23 protein-coding genes are annotated in these 23,453 nt (G+C 40.1%); 8 read left to right on the forward strand and 15 right to left on the reverse strand.

The features are described from left to right. Window positions 1-7: 7 nt before the first annotated feature. Window positions 8-532 carry a gamma carbonic anhydrase family protein gene (locus VOI17_RS07215; RefSeq protein WP_323756573.1) on the reverse strand — a complete coding sequence of 175 codons (525 nt, stop codon included), beginning with the start codon at window positions 530-532 and terminating at the stop codon, window positions 8-10. A 134-nt stretch (window positions 533-666) separates the two neighbouring features. Between VOI17_RS07215 and VOI17_RS07220 the strand changes: the two genes are divergently transcribed. From VOI17_RS07220 to VOI17_RS07245, 7 genes are all read left to right on the forward strand, one after another. Then, on the forward strand, window positions 667-1,404 hold the full coding sequence (locus VOI17_RS07220; RefSeq protein ID WP_323756574.1) for a YceI family protein: 738 nt from the start codon (window positions 667-669) through the stop codon (window positions 1,402-1,404). A 90-nt stretch (window positions 1,405-1,494) separates the two neighbouring features. Further along, window positions 1,495-2,751, forward strand: a complete 1,257-nt coding sequence (locus tag VOI17_RS07225; RefSeq protein ID WP_323756575.1) for an anthranilate synthase component I family protein — start codon at window positions 1,495-1,497, stop codon at window positions 2,749-2,751. Between the two features lie 205 nt (window positions 2,752-2,956). After that, entirely contained in the window at window positions 2,957-4,339 is a 1,383-nt protein-coding gene (locus tag VOI17_RS07230) for a serine hydrolase domain-containing protein (protein WP_323756576.1), read from the forward strand. Window position 4,340: 1 nt separating this feature from the next. Next, window positions 4,341-4,814, forward strand: coding sequence for a sigma-70 family RNA polymerase sigma factor (locus VOI17_RS07235; RefSeq protein ID WP_323756577.1), 474 nt, complete (start codon window positions 4,341-4,343; stop codon window positions 4,812-4,814). A gap of 4 nt (window positions 4,815-4,818) precedes the next feature. After that, on the forward strand, window positions 4,819-5,364 hold the full coding sequence (locus tag VOI17_RS07240) for a hypothetical protein (protein ID WP_323756578.1): 546 nt from the start codon (window positions 4,819-4,821) through the stop codon (window positions 5,362-5,364). 109 nt (window positions 5,365-5,473) lie between these two features. Next, the gene (locus VOI17_RS18000) at window positions 5,474-5,701 is read left to right on the forward strand and encodes a PLDc N-terminal domain-containing protein (RefSeq protein WP_416376045.1); all 228 of its coding nucleotides are present in this window, start codon (window positions 5,474-5,476) and stop codon (window positions 5,699-5,701) included. Between the two features lie 84 nt (window positions 5,702-5,785). Next, the gene (locus VOI17_RS07245) at window positions 5,786-8,623 is read left to right on the forward strand and encodes a pitrilysin family protein (protein ID WP_323756579.1); all 2,838 of its coding nucleotides are present in this window, start codon (window positions 5,786-5,788) and stop codon (window positions 8,621-8,623) included. A gap of 68 nt (window positions 8,624-8,691) precedes the next feature. On the opposite strand, the gene VOI17_RS07250 is transcribed toward VOI17_RS07245, so the two are convergent. The 4 genes from VOI17_RS07250 to VOI17_RS07265 all read right to left on the reverse strand — a co-directional run bounded on the left by VOI17_RS07250 (window position 8,692) and on the right by VOI17_RS07265 (window position 12,988). After that, entirely contained in the window at window positions 8,692-9,240 is a 549-nt protein-coding gene (locus VOI17_RS07250) for a hypothetical protein (RefSeq protein ID WP_323756580.1), read from the reverse strand. Between the two features lie 11 nt (window positions 9,241-9,251). Then, entirely contained in the window at window positions 9,252-10,517 is a 1,266-nt protein-coding gene (locus VOI17_RS07255; RefSeq protein WP_323756581.1) for a hypothetical protein, read from the reverse strand. Between the two features lie 160 nt (window positions 10,518-10,677). Next, window positions 10,678-11,949 carry an acetyl-CoA hydrolase/transferase family protein gene (locus VOI17_RS07260; protein WP_323756582.1) on the reverse strand — a complete coding sequence of 424 codons (1,272 nt, stop codon included), beginning with the start codon at window positions 11,947-11,949 and terminating at the stop codon, window positions 10,678-10,680. A 118-nt stretch (window positions 11,950-12,067) separates the two neighbouring features. Continuing rightward, entirely contained in the window at window positions 12,068-12,988 is a 921-nt protein-coding gene (locus tag VOI17_RS07265; RefSeq protein ID WP_323756583.1) for a hypothetical protein, read from the reverse strand. Window positions 12,989-13,186: 198 nt separating this feature from the next. Here VOI17_RS07265 and VOI17_RS07270 point away from each other — a divergent pair, with 198 nt between their 5' ends. Continuing rightward, complete coding sequence (locus VOI17_RS07270; protein WP_323756584.1) at window positions 13,187-13,570, forward strand: hypothetical protein; 384 nt, start codon at window positions 13,187-13,189, stop codon at window positions 13,568-13,570. A gap of 52 nt (window positions 13,571-13,622) precedes the next feature. Here the strand turns inward: VOI17_RS07270 and hisB are convergent, their stop codons facing one another. The 10 genes from hisB to VOI17_RS07320 form a co-directional block, all read right to left on the reverse strand. Then, window positions 13,623-14,720, reverse strand: a complete 1,098-nt coding sequence (gene hisB, locus VOI17_RS07275) for a bifunctional histidinol-phosphatase/imidazoleglycerol-phosphate dehydratase HisB (protein ID WP_323756855.1) — start codon at window positions 14,718-14,720, stop codon at window positions 13,623-13,625. A gap of 149 nt (window positions 14,721-14,869) precedes the next feature. Further along, window positions 14,870-15,916 (reverse strand): histidinol-phosphate transaminase, encoded by a 1,047-nt coding sequence (hisC, locus tag VOI17_RS07280; RefSeq protein ID WP_323756585.1) that lies wholly within the window; start codon window positions 15,914-15,916, stop codon window positions 14,870-14,872. Beyond that, entirely contained in the window at window positions 15,909-17,198 is a 1,290-nt protein-coding gene (hisD, locus tag VOI17_RS07285; protein WP_323756586.1) for a histidinol dehydrogenase, read from the reverse strand. The genes hisC and hisD overlap by 8 nt, the downstream gene beginning before the upstream one ends. After that, on the reverse strand, window positions 17,195-18,055 hold the full coding sequence (gene hisG, locus VOI17_RS07290; protein WP_323756587.1) for an ATP phosphoribosyltransferase: 861 nt from the start codon (window positions 18,053-18,055) through the stop codon (window positions 17,195-17,197). Before hisG ends, hisD begins: the two co-directional genes overlap by 4 nt. A gap of 346 nt (window positions 18,056-18,401) precedes the next feature. Then, entirely contained in the window at window positions 18,402-18,755 is a 354-nt protein-coding gene (locus VOI17_RS07295; RefSeq protein WP_323756588.1) for an MmcQ/YjbR family DNA-binding protein, read from the reverse strand. Between the two features lie 29 nt (window positions 18,756-18,784). Further along, window positions 18,785-19,006, reverse strand: coding sequence for a DUF6728 family protein (locus VOI17_RS07300; protein WP_323756589.1), 222 nt, complete (start codon window positions 19,004-19,006; stop codon window positions 18,785-18,787). Between the two features lie 12 nt (window positions 19,007-19,018). Continuing rightward, window positions 19,019-21,004 (reverse strand): (E)-4-hydroxy-3-methylbut-2-enyl-diphosphate synthase, encoded by a 1,986-nt coding sequence (gene ispG, locus VOI17_RS07305; RefSeq protein ID WP_323756590.1) that lies wholly within the window; start codon window positions 21,002-21,004, stop codon window positions 19,019-19,021. Between the two features lie 76 nt (window positions 21,005-21,080). After that, window positions 21,081-21,518 (reverse strand): Fe-S cluster assembly sulfur transfer protein SufU, encoded by a 438-nt coding sequence (gene sufU / locus VOI17_RS07310; RefSeq protein ID WP_323756591.1) that lies wholly within the window; start codon window positions 21,516-21,518, stop codon window positions 21,081-21,083. Further along, window positions 21,515-22,726 carry a cysteine desulfurase gene (locus VOI17_RS07315; RefSeq protein ID WP_323756592.1) on the reverse strand — a complete coding sequence of 404 codons (1,212 nt, stop codon included), beginning with the start codon at window positions 22,724-22,726 and terminating at the stop codon, window positions 21,515-21,517. The genes sufU and VOI17_RS07315 overlap by 4 nt, the downstream gene beginning before the upstream one ends. A 30-nt stretch (window positions 22,727-22,756) precedes the next feature. Continuing rightward, window positions 22,757-23,440, reverse strand: coding sequence for a GOLPH3/VPS74 family protein (locus tag VOI17_RS07320; RefSeq protein WP_323756593.1), 684 nt, complete (start codon window positions 23,438-23,440; stop codon window positions 22,757-22,759). Window positions 23,441-23,453: the final 13 nt, after the last annotated feature.

Genomic DNA, 23,453 nt, shown 5'->3' on the forward strand with positions numbered 1-23,453 from the left:
TGAATCATCATGGCTTTGGAAGATCTTCGATCCAACCGCTATACATAATATAGTTTTCAGGTGTTTTATCAATCACCATTCGTAGTCGCTCATCAATTTCTTTGATTTTTTTAGCGGGCGTTCCAGCATAAAGTGAATTGGGTTCAACCACGGTATTGGCCAACACCACTGCGCCCGCAGCAATCATAGAACCTGTACCGATTACAGCATTGTCCATTACAATAGCACCCATTCCAATCAGAACATTGTCTTCCACAATACAGCCATGCACAATGGCATTGTGGCCAATGCTTACATTTTTACCCAATACGGTTTTGGACATATTCAACGTACCGTGAATCACTGTGCCATCTTGAATATTACAATTATCTCCTATCTCTATTCGACATACATCACCCCTTACCACCGCATTGAACCACACACTGCAATTATTGCCCATGTGCACATCGCCCACTACGGTAGCATTGTCTGCCAAAAAACATTTCTTTCCAAAAACAGGCTGTACGCCCTTTACTGCCTTAATTACTGCCATCGAATAAAATTATATGTACATACATTGAACTTAACCACTCTAGATGTAGTTTTGCTTTTCGATAAACAAAATGGGTAGAAAATCGATTACCCAATACATCTTGAAAAGCAATTAACAACAATTAATTAAACTAAATGAAAACTTTGAAATCAACCTTTGCTATGGTAGCCGCAGTACTTTTAGTAGTAGCCTGTGGACCTAAGGAAAAAACAGTGGAAACTTCTGACGCTAAGGCTGTAGCTTCTGCCTCAGGTGAAGCCATGATGGTACGTACAGATAACAGCATGGTAACTTGGATTGGAAGTAAGCCTGCAGGAAAACACAATGGCACAATTCCAATTACTGCAGGAGTAATCAACGTAGAAGGTAATGATATCGTAGCAGCGAATTTCCAAATGGACATCACCAACTTAGTCGTATTAGACTTACCAGCTGATTCTGAGTACAATAGCAAGTTAAAAGGTCATTTAATGTCTGCTGACTTTTTTGATGCTGAGAATCACCCAACTGCTACTTTTGAAATGACAGGAGCGGAAATATTTGATGCCACTAAAGTTTCTTCTGACTTAGATGAACCTAAAACAGATTATACGCCTGCATCAATGGGCGATATTATGGTAGAAAATCCTACTCACATCATTTCAGGAAACCTGACCATGCGTGGCACAACAAAAAACATCTCATTTCCTGCGATAGTGACAATGGAAAACGGGATGGTGAAGGCCAAAGCTAGCTTCAATATCGACAGAACTGAATGGGGCTTGACCTTTAAGGAAAGAGCTTCACTTGCTGAGAAATTGAAAGATGACTTTATTTACAACACTGTAAATGTAGGTTTTGAGTTAGAGGCTGAAACAAAGCCATCTCTTTAATAAAAATTGAAATAGAATAAAGAGGGAGCACAAAGCTCCCTTTTTTATGCTCTTTGCTTTACTAACTTTGCATCGCTTTAGTACAACGCATTGAAAACAACTTCCATTAATAACAAAACGCTGTTCCTTAAAAAGGCCTTGCACTGGGCGAATGGCTTTTCGCATTGCGCCTTCTTTCAATCTAACGGGATTTCTTATCCCTATCAGGGTTTTGAAGAAATACTAGCCGTTGGAGTAAAACGCATTTTTGTACCGAATGAAATAGATCGCTTTTGTTCGCTTTCTGCCTTCCACCAAAACAAATGGTTGTTCGGCTATTTAGGTTACGATCTGAAAAACGATACGGAAAACTTATCGAGCAATAATGCCGACACCGTTCAATTTCCGGAAATTTCTTTTTTTGAACCGCAGCATATTTTGTTCTTTAAGGGAAATGAAGTCGAAACTTGGTCGGAAGAAGATGTATTGGGGCAAATAGAAAGAACTGAGCTTGATTTAATTCAAAGCAAACTAACCAAACCCACAGCCAGTATTAGTCAACCAGAGTATTTAACCATTATTGAAAAACTTAGACAGCACATTGAAGAAGGCGATTGCTATGAAATCAATTTCTGTCAGGAATTTCATGGCGAAATAGAAACCGTCAACCCGACTCAACTTTACTTAGACCTTAATCAACTCTCTCCTAGCCCGTTTTCCTGCTTTCAAAAACACGGAGATCACTATATCCTCTCGGCTTCGCCAGAAAGGTTTATGAAGAAAGATGGCAATAAAATCATTTCCCAACCGATTAAAGGCACGCGCGCAAGAGGAAAATCAGAGACGGAAGATGAAATACTAAAAAAAGACCTTCGCACAGATAAAAAAGAGTTGGCTGAGAATATGATGATCGTGGATTTAGTCAGAAATGATTTAGCGCGTTCTTCCAAAATTGGAAGCGTTAAAGTAGAGGAGATTTTCGGTATTTATTCCTTTCAGCAAGTACACCAAATGATCTCCACTATTACTTCAGAAAAGCGAGAAGATATGAATGCTTTTGAGGTGATCAAAAATGCTTTTCCGATGGGCAGCATGACGGGCGCACCAAAGGTAAAGGTGATGGAGCTGATTGAGCATTACGAAAACACGAAGCGTGGCGCTTTCTCTGGTGCCGCGGGTTACATTAGCCCTAATGGAGATTTCGATTTTAATGTATTGATCCGAAGTCTATTTCTAAACTCCTCATCTAAAACCTATTCCTTTCAAGCAGGAAGTGCTATTACCTACGATTCTGTTCCACAAAAAGAGTATGAAGAGTGCATGGTAAAGGCTAAGGCGATAATCTCCCTTATTCAGCAAGGCGCATAGTAAACAACCATCCTGAAAAATCTCATTTCACTAATACTAATTAACTGTAGAATCATTATTCACCATCCCATATAAAAGTAAAACAGGTGCTATTTAAACCATTTCATACCTTCTAGCTAAAAGGGTAGCAAGAATTATATTTAAGCCCACTGTAAGTTTTCACCCCACTTTAGCAACCTATAGGGAAATCAAAAAAATCGACATCATGGATTTCTCAAAAATCTTCTACCTAATTCTATTCCTACAGCTTTCATCCAATAGTTTAAAAGGGCAAAATAAGATCATCGTAAAGCAAACAGAAGATTTAGCGGCATATCTCGAATACATTCATGAACAAAAAGGGTTTAGTGGAGAAGTTCTGATAGGCAACTCAAACTCCATTACATTCCAAAAGACCATTGGTTTGGCCTCAAATGAACATAACGTTCCTTTAAAGCCTAAAGCTAAATATAAAATCGCGTCTATAACCAAAACCTTTACGGCTGCCTTAATAGCAAAAGCGAAAGTAGAAGGGACACTTTCTTTTGATGACAAAGCATCACAATACATTCCCGAACTGGCCAGCAAGTTCAAATCCATCAGCATTCATCAGTTACTTACCCACACTTCTGGCCTACCTCATAACGAAGCCATTAGAGACTATTGGCCCGTTAAATCCAGATTAACGCTTAACAGTAATCAGGTTATCGCTGAGATCAACAAAGTAGATTTACTCTACGAGCCAGGTACTCAAATGCATTATTCTAGTCTTGGTTATTATTTATTGGCTACAATTCTTGAAAAGGTATATCAAGAAGACTACGGACAAGTATTAGCATCAAAAATCTTAAGCCCACTAAATATGCTATCGACAGGCAGTTCAAACTCTTTAGCCATTATTCCAGAAATGACAAATGGCTATCATTTGGTGAGTGACGATAGTCTTGTAGTAGCACCGTACCGCAACTACTCCATGTTAAAAGGTGCGGGTGATTTATACTCTAATGGTTCGGATTTATTAAAGTGGGCCAATACTTTATTAAACCAAGAACTACTTCGGAACACCACTGAAACCCCTATATTCACTCCAAATGGGGATTTCAAAGATGATTCCGGAAGACAGTACGCTTACGGGTGGTTTATCGAAACAGGCGATCGTTTAAAGTATTCACATGGAGGAGGTACTTGGGGTTATTCTTCAATTCTGGCCTTATACCCTGAAAGTAATATGAGTATTGTGGTGCTAAGTAATGTATCTACTCTTCCGACAGAGGCAATTCTTAAAAATATCGAAAAGATCATTTTCAATGAGGATTTTGAAGTTCCAAAAGCGAAAACTCAAGTCGCTTCAACCTCCACTGATTTAGACCAGTATGCTGGTAGTTATATTTCAGATTCTGGGCAAATGAAGTTGAATATTGCAAAAAACGAGAACGGCTTGATAGCTCAAATGGGTGGCAACCCTGCTTTTCAAATATATCCAAAAGGTGAGCATGAGTTTTTCGGTAAAAAAATAGAAATTCTATTCTCCTTTAAACTTACCAACAGCATAATTTCAGGGCTTACAGCGGAAAGAATGGGTCAAAAATTTGAGTTCAAAAAACAATAAAATGAAAGCGGAATTCCTGCAGATCATAGAGGAAAATCAGGGCATCATTCACAAAGTGAGCAAGATGTACCGAAACTCAAAAGAAGACCAAGAAGACCTGTTTCAGGAAATAGTTTTTCAGCTCTGGAAGGCCTTCCCAAAGTTTAGACAAGCTTCTAAAGTAAGTACTTGGATGTACCGCATTGCACTGAATACCGCAATGGCTTCTTACAGAAAAAGGAGTATCTCTATTGACTATGACAGTCAGATTTCTGATCAATTTCACCCTACTGAAAACACCGAAAAGTCAGAAAATGAGGAAAAAATGTATGAGGCCCTAAGACGATTAACCGATTCAGAAAAAGCCATCATATCACTCTTTTTAGAAGATTACTCTTATTCTGAAATAGCTGAGATAACCGGTATTACTGAAAACAATGTTGGCGTAAGGATCAACAGGATTAAAAGCAAATTAAAAACAATTTTAAATCAATAAGCAGATGGAACTTGACGAATTAAAAAAGAATTGGCAGCAGTCTGGAGAAAGCTATAAAAGCCAAACACAATTGGATAGGATGACCCAAATTCAGCAACACCCAAAACTCAAACGCATCCGATTCAGGTTAATTTTTGAAAGCATTCTATTACTAGCATTTGTCTTCACTTACAATGACATACTGGATGGCGCCAACAAAGCTTTATGGGCAAATATTATGTTGATTGGCAGTACCTTAGTATTCATTTTATCTGATGTGATTGGATATTTCACTTTCCAAAACCCGATTAAGTCAAATAACCTCAAACTGTCCATGAAGTCATTTAACAGAAGCTTAAAAAAGCTAAGCCTATTCTCTGTTACATCAACTTTCTTGTTCGGAGCATCACTCATTCTGTTCATGGTTTCAACCATTGATTTGACCCAAATAAAGCAGCTAATACTTGCAGGAATGTTGGTCACATTGATTGCTTTAACTTATGCCTCATACAAAAACTGGAACCTCAGAATTAAAGCCATACAAGCTACTTTGAAAGACCTCAATGATTGATTTGACTTGTATTTCTCTTCCCATTTTGGTAGCCTAATAAATCAGTCATATTAAATTAATTTGTAAGGACCTGATTTAATATATAAAACTAAATAATTACATTAGGTTTATGGAAATCACTGACATATTAGTTCCTGCAGTACTCTTACTCACTATAGCTTTATGGGTTTGGGCATTGGTGGACTTATCTAAATCAAGGTTTAAGTCGGGTAGAACCAATTTGTTATGGCTTTTGATCATTCTTTTCTCCCCTATTATAGGCTCTATTCTTTACTTTCAATTGAAGAAGGGCTTTACTGAAAGGCGCCCGAGACAATTTGAGCCTAAATTTAATTAAGGACTTTTCAGACCATACATAGTGCTCAATATTGTTTTGAGCAGATTATTTAGTTAACTATCGGTACTAAATAATTTAACAACTATGTTGAAAAAAATAACTCTACTTGCTGTATTAGTCTTATCAGCCTTCGCTTGCACCCAAAAAAGCAAAGTTCCGAAAGTCGACTTCAAAGTCGATTACGAAAAATTTACCCTCGATAATGGCCTAGATGTCATTCTTCATGTAGATAAATCTGATCCTGTAGTGGGGGTAGCACTAACCGCCCATGTGGGTTCGGCCAGAGAAGTTGAAGGAAGGACTGGTTTTGCCCATCTTTTCGAACACTTATTATTTTTAGAATCTGAAAACCTTGGTAAGGGTGGATTAGATAAAATGAGCGCCCGAATTGGCGGCTCAGGCGCTAATGGTTCTACCAGTCGCGACCGCACCAATTATTTCCAAACCGTTCCTAACGATGCGCTAGAGAAAATGATTTGGGCCGAGGCAGACAAATTAGGCTGGTTCATCAATACGGTAACGGATCCAGTATTGGCCAAAGAAAAGCAAGTTGTTAAAAACGAAAAAAGACAAAGTGGAGATAACCAGCCTTATGGTCATACTTCATATGTAATCGATAAAAATCTTTACCCAGCCGACCATCCCTACAACTGGCAGGTAATCGGTTCTTTAGAAGACTTGCAAAACGCAACACTTCAGGATGTAAAAGACTTTTTCAAACGATGGTATGTGCCCAACAACGTAACATTAACGATTTCTGGTGATTTTGACCCTGAACAAGCCAAAGCTTGGGTGAAGAAGTATTTTGATGAAATTCCAGCAGGCGAACCTATTGAACCCCTCACTCCTCGTCCTGGAAAAGTAGTCGTAACCAAAAAGCTTTATCACGAAGATAATTTTGCCCGTGTGCCTGCCCTTACTTTAACATGGCCTACAGTTGAGCAATACAGCACTGATGCTTATGCGCTAGACGTATTGAGCAATTATCTTTCTAGAGGAAAGTCTGCTCCATTAAATCAGGTTTTGGTGGAAAACAAAAAACTAACTTCCGGTGTAGGTATGTCTAACCGTACCTCTGAGCTGGCGGGTCAATTGCAGATTTCTGTAAGGGCTTTTGCCGACAAGGATTTGGACGAAGTGTTAGCTGCGATTGAAGAAGGATTAACCAAATTTGAAAATGAAGGAATTCCGCAAAAGGATTTAGAGCGAATCAAGGCTGGCCAAGAAACTGGCTTCTACAATAGCCTTTCTAGTGCTTTAGGTAAAGGTTTCCAACTTGCTCAATACAATATTTTCGCTAGCGACCCAGGCTTTATCAGCAAGGACATCGAGAACATTCTTTCTGTAACTACAGAAGATGTGATGAATGCTTACAATAAATACATCAAAGGAAAGAACTATATCGCTACCAGCTTTGTACCTAGAGGACAGATAGATTTGGCCTTAGAAGGTTCTGAAAAAGCTGAAGTGGTAGAAGAGAAAATTATTGAAGGTGCCGAAGAAGGCTTCGATCCTTCTATCATTGCTACTTACGAAAAAACACCTTCAACCATCGATCGCTCAATTGAACCACCAAGTGGAAATACTCCAGAAGTTAAAACCCCTGAGGTTTGGCAAGAGTCTTTAGAAAATGGACTTAAAGTTTATGGAATCGAAAGTAAAGAAGTACCATTGATTCAATTCAATATTGTTATAGACGGAGGTCAATTACTAGACGACCCTAACAAGGGCGGAGTAGCCAACCTTACTGCTGAAATGATGACCAAAGGCACAGCCATTAAGACCACTGCGCAGCTTGAAGAAGCAATTGAGCAGTTGGGAGCCTCAATCAGAGTGTCTGCATCTACAGAAAGCATCAACATATCGGTCAATACCTTGAAACGCAACTATAATGCGGTGATTGATTTGGTTGAAGAAATTTTACTGGAGCCAAGATGGGATGCTAGTGAATTTGAATTGGCCAAGCAAGCCGTAATTGCTAGAATTAGACAGCAAGAGGCCAGTCCTAATTCAGTGGCGCAAAACGCTTATAACCGTTTGATTTATGGCGAAGGAAACATCAGGGCTCAGAACATTTTAGGTACTGTAGAGTCTGTGAATGAAATCACGATGGATGATTTGAAGAAGTATTACGAAAATTACATCTCTCCTTCCGTGGCTAAAATGCACGTGGTGGGCGACATTAATACAGTTGGTGTAATGACTTCTCTGCGTGACCTCAATTCTAAATGGGAAGCCAAAGCAGTGGAAATCCCAACTTACGATCCACCCGCAAAACCAACTGAAGCCACTGTTTACTTCTTTGACATTCCAGATGCAAAACAATCTGTACTTAACTTTGGCTACCCAGCCTTAGCCGTTACAGACGAAGACTACTACCCTGCTACAGTAATGAATTACATTCTTGGCGGTGGAGGTTTCGCTTCTAGGTTAACCCAAGAGTTAAGGGAAGGAAAAGGTTACACCTATGGTATAAGATCTGGTTTTTCAGGAAGTAAAACCAGAGGTGCTTTCACAATCTCAAGTGGAGTAAGAACTAATGTAAGTTATGAATCGTCACAATTGGTAAAAGACATATTGACCAACTATGGCAATACCTACACCGAAAAAGACCTCGAAACCACTAAAAGCTTTATGATCAAAAGTGGGGCAAGGGCCTTTGAAACGGCTGGCGCTAAACTTAACATGTTGGAAAATATGAGTGAGTATGGTTGGAGCGCTGACTATGTGAAGCAGCAACAGCAGATCGTAAAAGACATGACAGTTGAAGAAATTCAGCGATTGTCTCAGGAATACCTTGATCCTGAAAAAATGATTTGGTTGGTGGTTGGTGATGCCAAAACACAACTGAAGAAAATGGAACAATTAGGCTTTGGCAAACCTGTTTTGATTAACAAGACTTCTGGACCAGAGAATAAATAAGCTGAGATTCAATTTCATCAAAAAGCCCTGTATTCGTGAGAGTACAGGGCTTTTTAATAAGTACGTATTTAATTCTTTGTCCAAATTCTTATCAATCCATTTTTTGCATCAGCCCCATAAATAGAAAGTGGAGCATGTTTGTTAAAACTAATATGATCGATGTTTCTAGGCCTCAATACAGAAATAGATTGTCTTGCCTCTTGAGCACTTAATTGTCTGTCATTCAACATAAAAGCGGGAGGTTCAGAGGTACTGGAAAGCATTTCTATGGCTTTCCGTAATTCCTTTTTCTTGTTCTTCAACTTTAAAGGCTGAGCTCTATGAATCAGAACAATCAGTAAATTAGGTTTAAAAACAGTTGTTGAAAGTGAATCAGAAAAGAGATAATCTATGAAGAGGAATTTATCATTAAGTTTGTATTTAACGAGTTTAGACTCGATTTCAATATTACTATTAGGAACACCATCAATGACATACAGCTTTTCCTTATTCCCAAACTCTATACTAGGTTGGCTCATTTGAATATACTGATCAATATACTCTACGGTAAGCGATTGCCCGAGTAAACAATGAGATTGAAAAACAATAGCAAGTAAAATTAGAATTCTTGTCCGCATAGTTTTTTGCGTTAATTCAACTTTATTCTTCTGATTTCGATGGGCTTTACTTTGCTTAAATCAAGCTCTCTGTCTTCATTGTAAGCGATCCAAGGGCTATTGGCTAAATAATAGAAATAACCATCTTTCACCTGACCTAAAGTAGGTTCACCCAAAGAAGGCCCACCTTGATTAATCACTCTTCCAAACAAAATATATTGGCCAGTCTCGTCCAAAAAGTACTGCATCACCCGGTAAGGCTTTACACCATTATGAATGGCTATTAAGCTATTTTCATAATAATACAGTCCATCAATTCCTTTCAACAGAATCTCTTCTGGAGCGAATACTTTAACCACATCATCGGTTTCGGTATCAATCCTATGAATTCCCGTGATATAATCGGCCATATAGAGGTACTTTTCATCATCATTCAAGGCCAAACCTTGCGGACTAAAGAATCCATTTGCCAGATCAAGTTGTTTCCTGATAAACGAACCCGTATAATCCGTTGTATCGGCATTACTTCTTGCCAAAGAAGGTTCTAGAGAGTTGGAAAGCCAAACCCTAGACTCTTTATCGATAGCCAAATCTCCGATGGTTGTTCCTTCATCGTATTCCAAACCTTGAATCACCACACCTGAAGTCGGATCAATTTGCATGATTAGACTTTTGCCTTTGTCTGCTGGATTATAATCTATCATTTGAGGCATGGCTGCAGTGGCCGCCCAAAGCAATCCGTTGGCTGGGTCGATATGCATCCCCAGCACTGAATATTCAGTTTTCACCAAATCAATCTTACTTCCTTCAGGATCAACCCTAATGATTTTCTTGTCTCGAACACTTCCTAAAAGAATATTGCCATTATCCATGATCACAAAGCTTTCAGGGTGAATTTCTCCTACGTCTATGGTTCTAAAAACTTCATCGTGCTCTTCTACCCTATTGAGTTTTGCTTGAAGGGCGACCAACTCATCATATCCTTTGTTTCTTCTTACTTTTCTGAAATCTTCATTCTGTTGAAAATCATAGGTGGCGTCCATCAACAACAATTGATTGAGTCTTTGAATGCTTCTGATTTTCCTGCCATTCAAGGCATATGCCCCCGCCAAATTATAGACAACAGTTGGATTATTAGGCCTGATTTCATCAAGCGTCTGCATAATTTCTAAATAGAGTTTGTAATCTTTGGCTTCGTAGGCTGCGATGCCCTCATTAAAGTATTCTCTAAATGTTTTTTGGCTAAAAGCTAAAGTTGAAATGAAAAGAAGCGATATTGATAAATAGAATTTAATCATAATCAGAGTGGCCTTAAAAAACAAATTCCAGTGTTCAGCTGGAATTCAAGGTAGTTAATGTGAAGGTTTAACCTTCAAAATATCTCGTTAAAATAACACCAGAGTAACCGCATACCCTTAGTGATCGTTTAAATCCGAAAGCAAAAACCATTTTTCATTCTTAAAAATGAACAAAGCGGGTAAAAGCTTCACGTTCCAAACGCTCTCTATGATCTGGATGCGCAATATTGATTAAAGCTTTTGCTCTTTGCCTCAATGATTTCCCATAAAGGTTCGCGACCCCGTATTCTGTAACAATATAATGGACGTGAGCCCTGGTTGTCACCACACCCGCTCCTGGCTTTAAAAAAGAAGCAATTTTGCTTTCCCCTTTACTAGTCACAGAAGACAAGGCTATAATAGGCTTACCTCCTTCAGAAAGTGAGGCGCCACGAATAAAATCCATTTGACCTCCCACTCCTGAATAAATCTTTGTACCAATACTGTCAGCACAAACTTGCCCCGTAAGATCGACTTCTATGGCGCTATTGATACTGATTACTTTGGGGTTTTGTCTGATTACACGGGTATCGTTCACGTATTCAATATCCAGCATTCTAATGGAAGGATTATCGTCAACAAAATCATACAACTCCCTTGAACCCACCATAAAACCAGACACCAATGCGTAAGGGTGTTTCTTCTTGAACTTATTATTAATCACCCCACTTTTCATTAAGGGAATTACCCCATCAGAAAACATTTCTGTATGTACACCCAAATCTTTGTGGTTTCCTAGTGCAGCCAAAACTGCATCGGGTATTGATCCAATACCCATTTGTAATGTTGAACCGTCTTCAATCATTTCAGCAATAAAGCCACCCATTTTCACCTCAGCGTCTGAAAGGTGATGAACTTTTGCCTCATAAATTGGTTCCTCGCTCCAAGTCATGGCTGCAAAATTCCTGATGTGAATCATCCCATCACCATGGGTGCGTGGCATATTAGGATTTACTTGAGCAATTATTGTTTTGGCACTTTCCGCAGCCGCCAGGCTTGCGTCTACGGAAACACCTAAAGAGGTAAAGCCATGGGCATCAGGTGGTGATACCTGAATCAAGGCTACATCTATGGGCAGTACTCCTCTTCTGAACATAATTGGCACTTCGCTCAAAAAGCAAGGAATAAAGTCTGCGTCACCTTCACTTATTGCATTTCTACAGTTACCTGCTACAAATAATGAATTCGTATGAAAACTAGCAGCATGCTCTTTTTTAGCATACGGTGCGTCACCTTCAGTATGTAAATGAAATATCTCAACATTCCTCAATTCGTGTGAACGTTCGGTCATGGCATTTACCAAGGCTACTGGCGTAGCTGCTGCTGTATGGATAAATACTTTATCCCCAGACTTTATCAATTGAACTGCTTTTTCCGCTGTAGTATATTCCATCACATTACCTTTTTCTTAAAAACAAAGATAAAGGCTTGAAAAGACACCCCGACTGATGATGATTAGTTAAAAAGGTGACTTAAATCAGGTAAGATTACTGACGCGACTTGGTGCAGGCCTAGTCTAGAACTTCGCTTACATTAATTCTATAATTGATTGAGAAAGTATCCCAGTCCCATTGCCTTAATCCGTGGTGATAGCCTAAACTAATAGCTCCTCCACTCAGCTGCCTAGTCAAATTAAAGCGAAGGAAAGATGGGTTATCCCTATGCTTCTGATAGCCCTGATAATTCGACCAGTCTGTATCCATTTGCCATTTAGAATGATGATACTCTAAACCCAAACCATACAATGGTGCATCATTCTGTCTTTCAGTTGAGCCATTGATCAAACGGTTAACATTGGTTTGGAAAGTATAAAATCCTAACATCATTTTCCCCAAAAAGCGTGAGTTCCCCTGCTCTAGGAAAGACTTACTAAAAGTCCCTTCCCAATACAACATGCCTGCATCGGTATAGCGTGCATTGGCCAAATTACCTCCCGTAGTGGTTTTTGCATGAGCACGCATAGCAAAATTGAATGGCCCCATTTTGTCTTCATCAAATATTTTATACAATACGCCAAAGGAAATATCTCCAGTGGTTCTTCCTTTTCCAGAAACACCCATCATCCTGCGCTCATCACGGGTTGAGGTCTCTACAACCCATTTTTCGAGCGGAATACTGTTCACGTAGAACATTGCTCGATCTCTTTTTATGGGGAAGTTAAATTGAAGAAAAGCATTATCTGTTATGTCTCCGTTCCCTACATGGTGTTCGTAACGAATGTCAAATGATATATTATTATCGATAATCACATTTCCCAAAACAGGCATTCTAAGCGCATTTGGCCCCATAAAACCAGGTGATATGGAAATATAATCCAAGCGATCTGGGCCTGCTGCATCGGGATAATTATGCATTTGATCCCACCAATCTAAACTTTGAGCCTGAGTTTGCCCCATCAATAACAAGGCGAAAAAAGCCATTAAAAATTTCATCGTTCGAAATAACAAAATTTTAAATTAATCCCACGACCAATATCAGATATAGAATTCCGTCCAAATAAATTCTAACTGCTGGATTGATTGGTAGATAGATTCTTATGATTGAGCCCATCATTTCATTCGTTGGTATATTAGTAATGAACTGATGTTAACTAGTTGGTTTACTGGGAGGTCTTATCAATAAAAATAAATATGAAAAATATATCCCATCCTCTATTTAGAATTTTGACAGTTGTAATACTTGTTGGCTTCTTTTCACTCAATATTTCTGCGCAGTCCGAAACAGTACGAGACAAGAAAGTCAGCATTGCAAAGGAGTTACTGAAGTCTTATGCAGGTGATTACGAAATGAATCCTGGTTCCTTTTTAAAAATCATTTTTGAAGGCGACTCCATTAAGGCCATGGGACCAGATCAAGTACCTGTTCAATTGAAGCCGATAAAGGAAAATCTGTTCTACCTCAAAAAATTCGGGGTAGATATTGAGTTTGTAAAAGGGCAAAATGGGAAAGTTGAAAAACTACTAATGATTAGGGAAGACGGACAAACCCTAGAAGCCAAAAAAGTCATTAAATAAGCAATCAACAGCCGAGAACAATCTCGGCTGTTGTGATGAAGTTAGAGGCAAACTAAAGCACTCCTTTAGTACTGGGCAACCTGTCCATTTCATCTTCATTTCGCTTAACCGCCATTTTAATGGCCTTAGCAAAAGCTTTAAAAATTGACTCAATTTTGTGATGTTCATTATCGCCTTCAACCTTGATATTTAGGTTGCATTTGGCGGCATCCGAAAACGATTTAAAGAAGTGCATAAACATTTCGGTTGGCATATCGCCCACCATTTCACGTTTGAATTCGGCTTCCCAAACCAACCAAGGTCTCCCGCTAAAATCAATGGCCACTTGGGCCAAAGCTTCATCCATTGGCAATAAAAAGCCATATCGATTTAAGCCCTTTTTATCTCCTATGGCCAGTGCATAAGCTTCGCCCAAAGCCAAAGCGGTATCTTCAATCGTATGGTGTTCATCAATGTGTAAATCGCCTTTCACCTTTACGGTTAAGTCAGCACCAGAGTGTTTCCCCAATTGATCGAGCATGTGATCGAAGAAGCCCAAACCTGTTTCATTCTTGCATTGGCCTGTTCCGTCTAAATTTAACTGAATTAGAATATCCGTCTCTTTGGTTACACGATGCACCTCAGCCGTTCTTTCAGACATTTGCAAGAACCTGAAAATTTCATCCCAGCTATTGGTGCTCAACGCTGCTTTAGCGTTTTGTTCTTCAGCAATAAAAATGGCTTTAGCGCCTAGGTTTTCCGCCAATTGGATGTCGGTTTCTCGATCACCCAAAACGAATGAATTAGCTAAATCGTAATCGCCATTGATGAATTGAGTGAGCAGGGCGGTTCCTGGTTTACGGGTTGGCGCATTTTCGTGTGCAAAAGTACGATCGATGATAATTTCATCAAACACCACTCCCTCTCCTTCAAGAGTTTTGAGCATCTTGTTCTGTGCTGGCCAAAAGGTGTCTTCAGGGAAGGAATCCGTTCCCAATCCATCCTGATTGGTTACCATCACAAGTAAAAAATCTAACTGCTCTGCAATTTTTCTCAGGTTAGAAATGGCACCCGGTAAAAACTCAAGTTTCTCCAACGAGTCAACTTGAAAGTCGGTTTTCGGTTCAACAATGATCGTACCGTCACGATCTATAAATAGTATTTTTTTCATCATTTGGTTAAATAGGTTGTTCGTCATTGCGAGGAGGCTTTCTTGCGATAGCAAAGAAAGGTGACGAAGCAATCTCTTTATAAGGTACAGTGAGATTGCTTCGTCACGAGCCATTGCTTTCGCATGGTTCGTTTCTCACAATGACGGGTTCAATTTAAGTTTTTGAGCGCTTCAATTAGTAATTCATTTTCCTTTTCAGTGCCCACAGTGATTCTAATTCCCCCTTCGCAAAGCGCTACTTTAGAGCGGTCGCGAAGAATGATTTTTTGATCAATCAGTTTCTTATATACTCCAGAAGCATGATCCAATTTCACTAAAAAGAAGTTTGAATCGGTAGGGCAAATCGTTTTGATCATAGGGATTTGCTTTAAGGCATTACCTAAAGATTCTCTATTCTTCAGAATTTGAGCTACCATCTTGTCCTTCTTCCCTAGATTTTCCAAAGCCTTTAAAACGGTTTCCTGAACTAAACCACTTAGATTATAAGGTGCTTTGATTCTATTCAAAATAGCCAATATTTCTTCCGAAGCGAAAGCCATTCCTAGTCTTAGGGCTGCTAAACCCCAAGCTTTACTGAAAGTTTGAAGCACCAATAAATTGGAAAACTCTTCAAGCCTTAGTGCAAAACTCTGTCGACTCGTAAAGTCAACATAAGCCTCGTCTACCAAAACAATTCCATTGAAAAAGCGTAATACTTCTTTGATCTTATCCAACGAAACATCATTGCCTGTCGGGTTATTGGGAGAACAGATAAAAATGATTTTCGTGTTTTCGTCTACGGCCGATTTAATCGCCTCCACGTCTAAATCATAATCCGCTGTAAGTAGCACTTCACGCGCCTCTACATTATTGATGTCGGCACTTACCTTATACATTCCGTAGGTGGGCGGATTGATAATCACATTATCCTTTCCTGGCTCGCAAAAGGCTCGGAACAATAAATCGATAGGTTCATCGCTGCCATTTCCCAAAAAGATATTTTCTGACCTCACTCCTTTGATCTGAGCAATTTTAGTCTTCAACTCCTTCTGATAGGGATCAGGATAGCGGTTCCAATCTTCTTCAGTAATTGAACCCAGCGGGTTTTCGTTGGCATCTAAAAAGACCCCTTCGATACCTTTATAATCATCTCTGGCAGACGAATAAGGCACTAACTTTTGCAAGTGCGCTCTTAGAAGTACGTTCGGATCAAACATTATTCAAAGATTTAAGTCTCAAAGTAACTGCATTCTTATGTGCTTGAAGCAATTCGGCTTCGGCCATAATTTCCACCACAGGACCTAAGTTTTCAAGTCCTTCTTTCGTGATTTCTTGATAGGTAATTTTCTTCACATAGCTATCCAAAGAAACACCACTGTACATTTTAGCATAACCATTGGTAGGTAAGGTATGGTTTGTACCTGAAGCGTAATCTCCAGCCGATTCGGGGGTGTAATTACCAATAAATACAGAACCAGCGTTAATGATTTGATCCGCTACTTCCCATGGTTTTTCAACACATAAAATCAAGTGCTCCGCCCCGTATTCGTTCAATAAATCAATGGCCTGTTCTCTATTCTCCAATACTATTGACACGCTGTTTTTCAAGGCCCTGGAGGCCAAGTCAGCCCGTGGCAAATTCAACAATTGCGCTTGCACTTCTTGTTGAACCGCATTCACAATTTCTTCAGAAGAAGCTACCAACACTACTTGAGAATCAGCACCGTGTTCCGCTTGCGAGAGTAAATCGGCAGCCACGAAAGCAGGGACAGCAGTTTCATCTGCATACACTGCTACTTCCGAAGGGCCAGCAGGCATGTCTATCGCCAAGCCATACTTAGTTGAAAGCTGTTTCGCAGCAGTGACAAACTGATTACCAGGGCCAAAAATCTTATTCACTTTAGAGATAGTAGCTGTTCCAAAAGTTAAGGCTGCAATGGCTTGCGCCCCGCCCACCTTGTAAATCTTAGTTACGCCCACCAGTTGTGCTGTAAACAAAATGGCTGGGTTTACATTTCCATTTTTATCTGGAGGTGTACACAACACAATCTCTTTGCAGCCTGCAATTTTAGCTGGGACAGCCAACATCAAAACGGTAGAAAATAATGGCGCAGTACCTCCGGGGATGTACAAACCAACCTTTTCAATGGCCACAGATTTGCGATAGCAATTCACACCAGGCATTGTTTCAACCTTCAGCACTTCGCCTTTTTGGGCAGTATGAAAGGTCTCAATATTCTGTTTTGCAATGCGAATAGCTGCTTTCAATGCCTCTGGCACCAAATCTACTGCTGCATCAACCTCGTGCGAAGACACTTCGAAATTGATAATTTCTACATCATCAAACTTCTTGGTAAAGTCGATCAAGGCCTGGTCTCCATCTGCTTTCACCGCTTCCATTACAGGCTTTACAATGGCCTCAATGGTTTCCAATTCCATTGTGGGGCGCTTTAGTAAAGCATCCCACTCTGCTCTTTTTGGGTTAATCGCGACAATCATAGAATCATCTTTTCAATTGGCACCACTAGAATTCCTTGTGCACCCGCATTGCGAAGTTCTTCAATAATCCCCCAAAAATCGTCCTCCTGTATTACGGAGTGGACAGAACTCCAGCCCTCAGTCGCTAAAGGCAAAACCGTTGGACTTTTCATTCCAGGAAGAATGCTGATGATGCTCTCCAAAGCATCGTTTGGTGCGTTTAACAAAATGTATTTGTTGTTTTTTGCTGTCTGAACTGCATCAATTCTAAAAATAAGTCGATCGAGGATTTCCTTTTTCTCAGCTGAAAGGTTCTTGTTGGCCAACATTACAGCTTCCGACTTGAATATCACTTCAACTTCTTTCAGTCCATTGCTCATTAGGGTGGAACCAGAACTAACAATATCGCAGATCCCATAAGCCAAACCAATGCTCGGGGCAATCTCTACGGAACCACTGATTTCGTGAATGTCAGCATTGATGTTATTCGCCTTGAGGTAATCACCTAAGATTTTCGGGTACGAAGTGGCCAAGCTCTTGCCTTCAAAGTCTTGAATTCCATTGTAGGTTTCTGCCTTATCAATGGCCAAAGAAAGGCGGCATTTTGAAAAACCTAGTTTTTTCACCCAATCCACTTGTTTGTCCTTTTCTTCGGCTTCATTGGCACCTACAATTCCGATATCTGCGATGCCATCTTGTACGTAACCCGGAATATCGTCATCTCTTAAGAATAGAAATTCCATTGGGAAATTTGATGCCTCGGCTTTGAGTTTCCCCATGCCATTATTCACTTTAATACCACATTCTTTGATCAACGCGAGGGAATCATCGCTCAATCTGCCACTTTTTTGTACTGCTATGCGCAAAGTATTTTTCATCTGTATGTTATTGTAGAGTTCAGGTAAATCGAAGTTTAAAGCATACCTAACCCTAAATGTTTAGAAATTGATTTGAGTTTTTTCAGAAAAAGCGAACATAATCATGAACTGCTAAACTGAAACGGGTAATTAATTGAATCGAATGTTCCGGCAGAACCTGCCGGGTAGGGTGTTATATATATCTCTCTTACGAGAGATGGTGGAAATGATGCACTTGAGGTGCAGTAGTAGAAGCGATATGTGTGTTTTTCAACATCGAGAGCAAAGGTAACTAAGCAAATGGCTTTGGCAAAAATTATTATGAAAAAATGGTTTATTCTTATTTAGAAAATTGAATAATCTCTTTTTAGAGAGAAAGCCACTCTTCTTTAACCTTTTTAGGTAAACTCTCTACTACAAGGTTGTAGGAATGATCAATCAATTCTTTTATTAGGTTTTCAGCAACTGTACCATCCGTTTTCACTGAATTCCAATGCGTTTTATTCATATGCCAGCCAGGCGTAATTCCGGGCTCTCTATCCCGAAGTTCTGCAGCATATTCAGGATCACATTTTAGATTGATAAACTCGTAAACATCGAGGCCCGTGAGTGCAAACATTTTGCCCATCACTTTTAACACCAATGTATCTGGACCAAAAGGAGTGTGTTCAGTTACTCCTTTTTTGGCGATACAATATTCTCTGAACTCATCAATATACATAGTTTAAAAAATTAGGCACCCCTATATTTTTACATCCGTCCTATCATTCTACTGACAATCACAATTACTGCGATTATAAACATAATGATCGAAATTTTATTGATGGTGTGCATGGCCTTTATATTGAAATTGGTAGGCCGAGACGGATCCTTTTTTCTGAAAAAATATCCCAAAACAGGACCGAAATCAAAGGCTTCTTTGGTGGTTAGCTTTGAATCCTCTTGCTCTTCATTTTTAATTTCTTCGCTCATCACATTTCAATTTTAAAATTCGGCACTTGCCAATTCGGGCTCCAACCATCTGCCATCTTCACGAATGATATCAATCAATTCGTCCACGGCTTTTTCAGAGGCTACTCCCCTTTTCATTACTTCCTGACCTTTATACAAGGTAATCTTTCCTTTGCCCGAGCCCACATAACCGTAATCAGCATCGGCCATTTCGCCTGGGCCATTTACGATACACCCCATGATTCCGATTTTCACTCCTTTCAAGTGATCGGTACGCTTACGAATCATGGCCGTAGTTTCTTGTAGATCGAACAAGGTTCTACCACATGACGGACAAGAAATATATTCAGTTTTGGTCATTCGCGTACGAGCCGCTTGTAAAATGCCAAAGCCAGTTTCATTCTTCAACTTTAAATCAGCCAGTTGAGTTTCCTTATCGGAATGCTTATCTACTTGAAGCATGAGGCCATCTCCAAATCCATCGACTAACAAACCACCAAAATCTGTAGACGCATGAATCAAGAACTCCTCGGCATCAATAACGGTGTAGTTTCTAGATACAATCACCGGAACTGACAACTTCCTTTTTACCAATTCAAAAAAGAAGCGTCTCAAAGCCGGCATAGCATGTTCATTCTCTGTTTCGAGAATTACCACTAAGTTGGATGCTTCCAACACCGACATTACATCTTCCGATAATTCATCGGCTTTTAACTTAATGAAATTGAGTTGATCATCAGCGTTTTCCGCATCGGCCAATTGATCGAAAGTAAAAACGGGGTAACGATTCGCCTTGTCCTCCAAAGCATTCCATTGCGGGTAATCGACCAACTCCTTCAAGCCATTCGGCAGCATAAAATCGATCGCCTTATTGCCCGAGTAAACGTAATCTGCACCTTGATCATTCATTCGCCATTTATCGGGTTCTGGCAAATAGAAGTGTCCAACGTTCTTTAAGTCTTTGATGGTAATTTCTTCAAACTGACTCAAGTCGGCAATTACGCGTGGCACATTAGAAGCGCCAATATTTACGACTTCTCTCGACTGACGTTTGTGATACAAGAACGGATCAATCGGGTTTTCGTCAATCTCAGCTATCGTTTTGTGCTCATGTCGGTTATGATAACGATCAACAAGCTTTTGCGCCACAGGAGCTTCGAATTCTGGTTCCTCGGTCAACGAAACACGAACAGTATCTCCTAAACCATCTTCCAGCAAAGTACCAATCCCCACTGCGGATTTGATTCGGCCATCTTCAGCTTCACCTGCTTCGGTTACACCCAAATGCAATGGATAAGGTTTTAGGCCTTCTTCATCTAACTTCTGCACCAGCAAACGATAGGCCTCTACCATCACTTGCGTATTGCTAGACTTCATGGAAAGCACAATATTATAGTACTCTAAGTCTTCGCAAATGCGCAAGAACTCCAGTGCCGATTCCACCATACCAAGGGCAGTATCGCCATAGCGGCTCATGATTCTATCTGAAAGCGAACCGTGATTGGTGCCAATTCGCATGGCAGTTCCGTATGCTTTACAAATCTCGACTAAAGGCGTAAAGCGTACCCGAACTCTGTCCAATTCATCCTGATAGGTTTCGTTGGTGTATTCTATATTTTCGAATTTCTTTTTATCGGCATAGTTACCTGGGTTCACCCTTACCTTCTCCACAATCTTGGCCGCCAGTTCGGCAGCGTTTGGGGTGAAATGGATGTCGGCTACAAGCGGAACATTACAGCCGCGCTTTTTCAATTCTTCTTTAATGGCACGAAGGTTTTCGGCCTCCTTTAAGCTCGGGGCTGTAATGCGCACCAATTCGCAACCCGAAGCCACCATGCGCAAAGTTTGCTCCACCGACCCCATGGTGTCCATGGTATCAATGGTAGTCATCGACTGCACCACAATGGGGTGATCGCCCCCAATGGTTACACTGCCCACCTGAACAGGAATGGTTTTTCTGCGACTGTATTTTACTAGGCTGTTGCAGTATTTCTTTACTGCGCTTACTGCTGAATCCATGCGTTTTATGCTTGCTCCAAAGTTAACTTGAAATGAATTAAAATGTTAGACGAAATAGGGAAAGGTTGACATGACCTTACGCTACCTCTAAAACCTCCTTCACTTTTTCCCAGGCTAGGTTGGCACAGGTTAAGCGTTCTGGGAATTCGCGGGCGGAAGCGAAGGCCAAAAGCTCTTCATCAGAAGTCAACGATTCGGGTGATTCACTGTTCTCAGGGTTAATGACCTTCAAAAACAGCTCGATCAATGCTTTTGCTTCGCTTTTGCTCTTTCCTAACAGTTGCTTTGCCAATACGGAAGTTGAGGCCTTTGAAATAGCGCATCCGTAACCTTTAAAAGAAGTATTATGAATAACATCTCCTTCGAACTTTAAGTACAGGTCAAACTGGTCGCCACACACTGGATTATAGGCTTGTATTTTATGCGTATAGTCGTCCAAAACACCTTCGTTAAAAGAATTTTTGGCATGGGCCAATATTTGAGTTTTATAAAGTGCTTTTAGACGGTCGTTCATAAAAAGAAGCTTCTGATTTCGTCTAAGGTATTTTTGAGCAAATCCACTTCTTCTTCAGAATTGTAAATACTGAAAGAAATCCTTACGGTTCCTGCAATGTCAAGCTTCTGAATTAACGGATGTGTGCAATGATGACCCGCACGAACCGCAATTCCCTTTTCAGCTAAAAATGCTGCAATGTCATGCGGATGAATTCCTTCCACCGTAAAGGAAAGAATGGCAGTACCTTCCGCATCTTTAGCTAAAAGCGTTAGGCCTTCAATTTCAGATAAGCACTCCACTGCGTATTTTCTTAACTCAGCGCTGTGCCTTCCGATTTCCTCCACTCCTACTGAATTGACAAAGTCAATCGCAGCTGCTAGACCAATTGCTCCTGCAATATTGGGCGTTCCTGCTTCGTGTTTCGATGGCAAGTCAGCCATGATCGTTTTATCTACGCTCACTTGCTGCACCATGCCTCCTCCATAAGCCAAGGGAGACATCTTATCAAACAAGCCCTGTTTTCCATACAATACGCCAATACCTGTTGGGCCAAAAACCTTGTGTCCCGAAAAAGCCAGAAAGTCGCAGTCCATTTCTTGAACGTCAATCTTTTCTGATAGCGGCAGTTGTGCGGCATCTACAAAAACCTTGACATTATGTTGATGGGCTAATTTTATGATCTTCTTCAAATCATTCTTCACCCCCAGCGTATTGGATATGGCGGTAATGGCTAATATTTTCACGTTGTCTGTCAACATGGAAGCAAGCTCGCTGAGATCTAAGTTCAACTCAGCATCTAGTGGAATCACTTTCAGTTGGGCGCCCTTTGATTGACAGGCTTGTTGCCAAGGAACGAAATTACTGTGGTGCTCCATTTCTGAAACCAGCACTTCATCGCCTTGTTCCAACTGTGGCAATAGAAAAGAATTGACCACTTTATTGACAGCATCTGTAGTTCCCGAAGTAAAAACCACTTCCTTTTTAGACGAAGCACCGATGAATGCCCTCACCTTTTCACGGGATTGATCATAACTGGCAGAGGCAATGGTGGCAGGCCAATATAAGCCACGCCCTACATTCGCATAATAACCTGTATAGAATCCTGAAATGGCGTCAATTACACATTGAGGCTTTTGGGTCGTTGAAGCATTATCTAAAAAAATCAGTGATCTACCCTCTTTTCTTGCGTTCTCAAAAATCGGAAATTCAGACTTTATCGATTGCATAGTTGAAACGTAGTAGATTTACCTTAATTACTAATTTGAAGAAGTATTAATAGTAGTCGTTACAATAATGGCCGACATCATGGCCACCATAATGGCAGCTTGAATTTCTCGAATACTTTTGTTCACACTCTGGCTGATCTTAATATCTTGAGTTACTTCTTTAATCTTCTTTTTTACCACTTTATACTCCTCCTTATCTCGGAAAGCTTCTTTAGTAAGGTCGGAAACATCAATTAAGCTCAAGAGCATCACATCACGGGCTTCTGATTTTGCTCCGCGAAGCATCACATCACTCAGGCGCTGCCTTACTTTATTTTCAGGGGTAATATCGGTAGTTGGGTATTTATTGTTCGGAATAATCCATAGAATTTTATGCTCTTCCTTCCGTAAAATACCTTTATTCTGAAGCCCAAACAAAGTATCCTCTTTAAGCTCTTTAGCTTGTTTTGATAAAATCTCAATCCAGGTTTTTAACTTACGTGGCTTCGAGTTATTAATCTGGTCGATTACTTTATTAATAACCATTTCCACTTCATATTCATCGTGAATAAGCTTGAGCTTATCTCCTGACACGTCAATCTTTTCGCGAAGCGCCATTTCTAACAAAATGGCCCCTGCAAACCCAAAATATAAATGAGTAGAGTCGATAACGAATTGACCTTCTTCGTCATCAAGAGCGATTAATAAAAATTCTTCAATGAGGTTGAGTTGCATGTTGTTTGTTTTG

Origin of the sequence: Roseivirga sp., from assembly GCF_034669765.1 — a bacterium.
Classification (GTDB): Bacteria; Bacteroidota; Bacteroidia; order Cytophagales; family Cyclobacteriaceae; genus Roseivirga.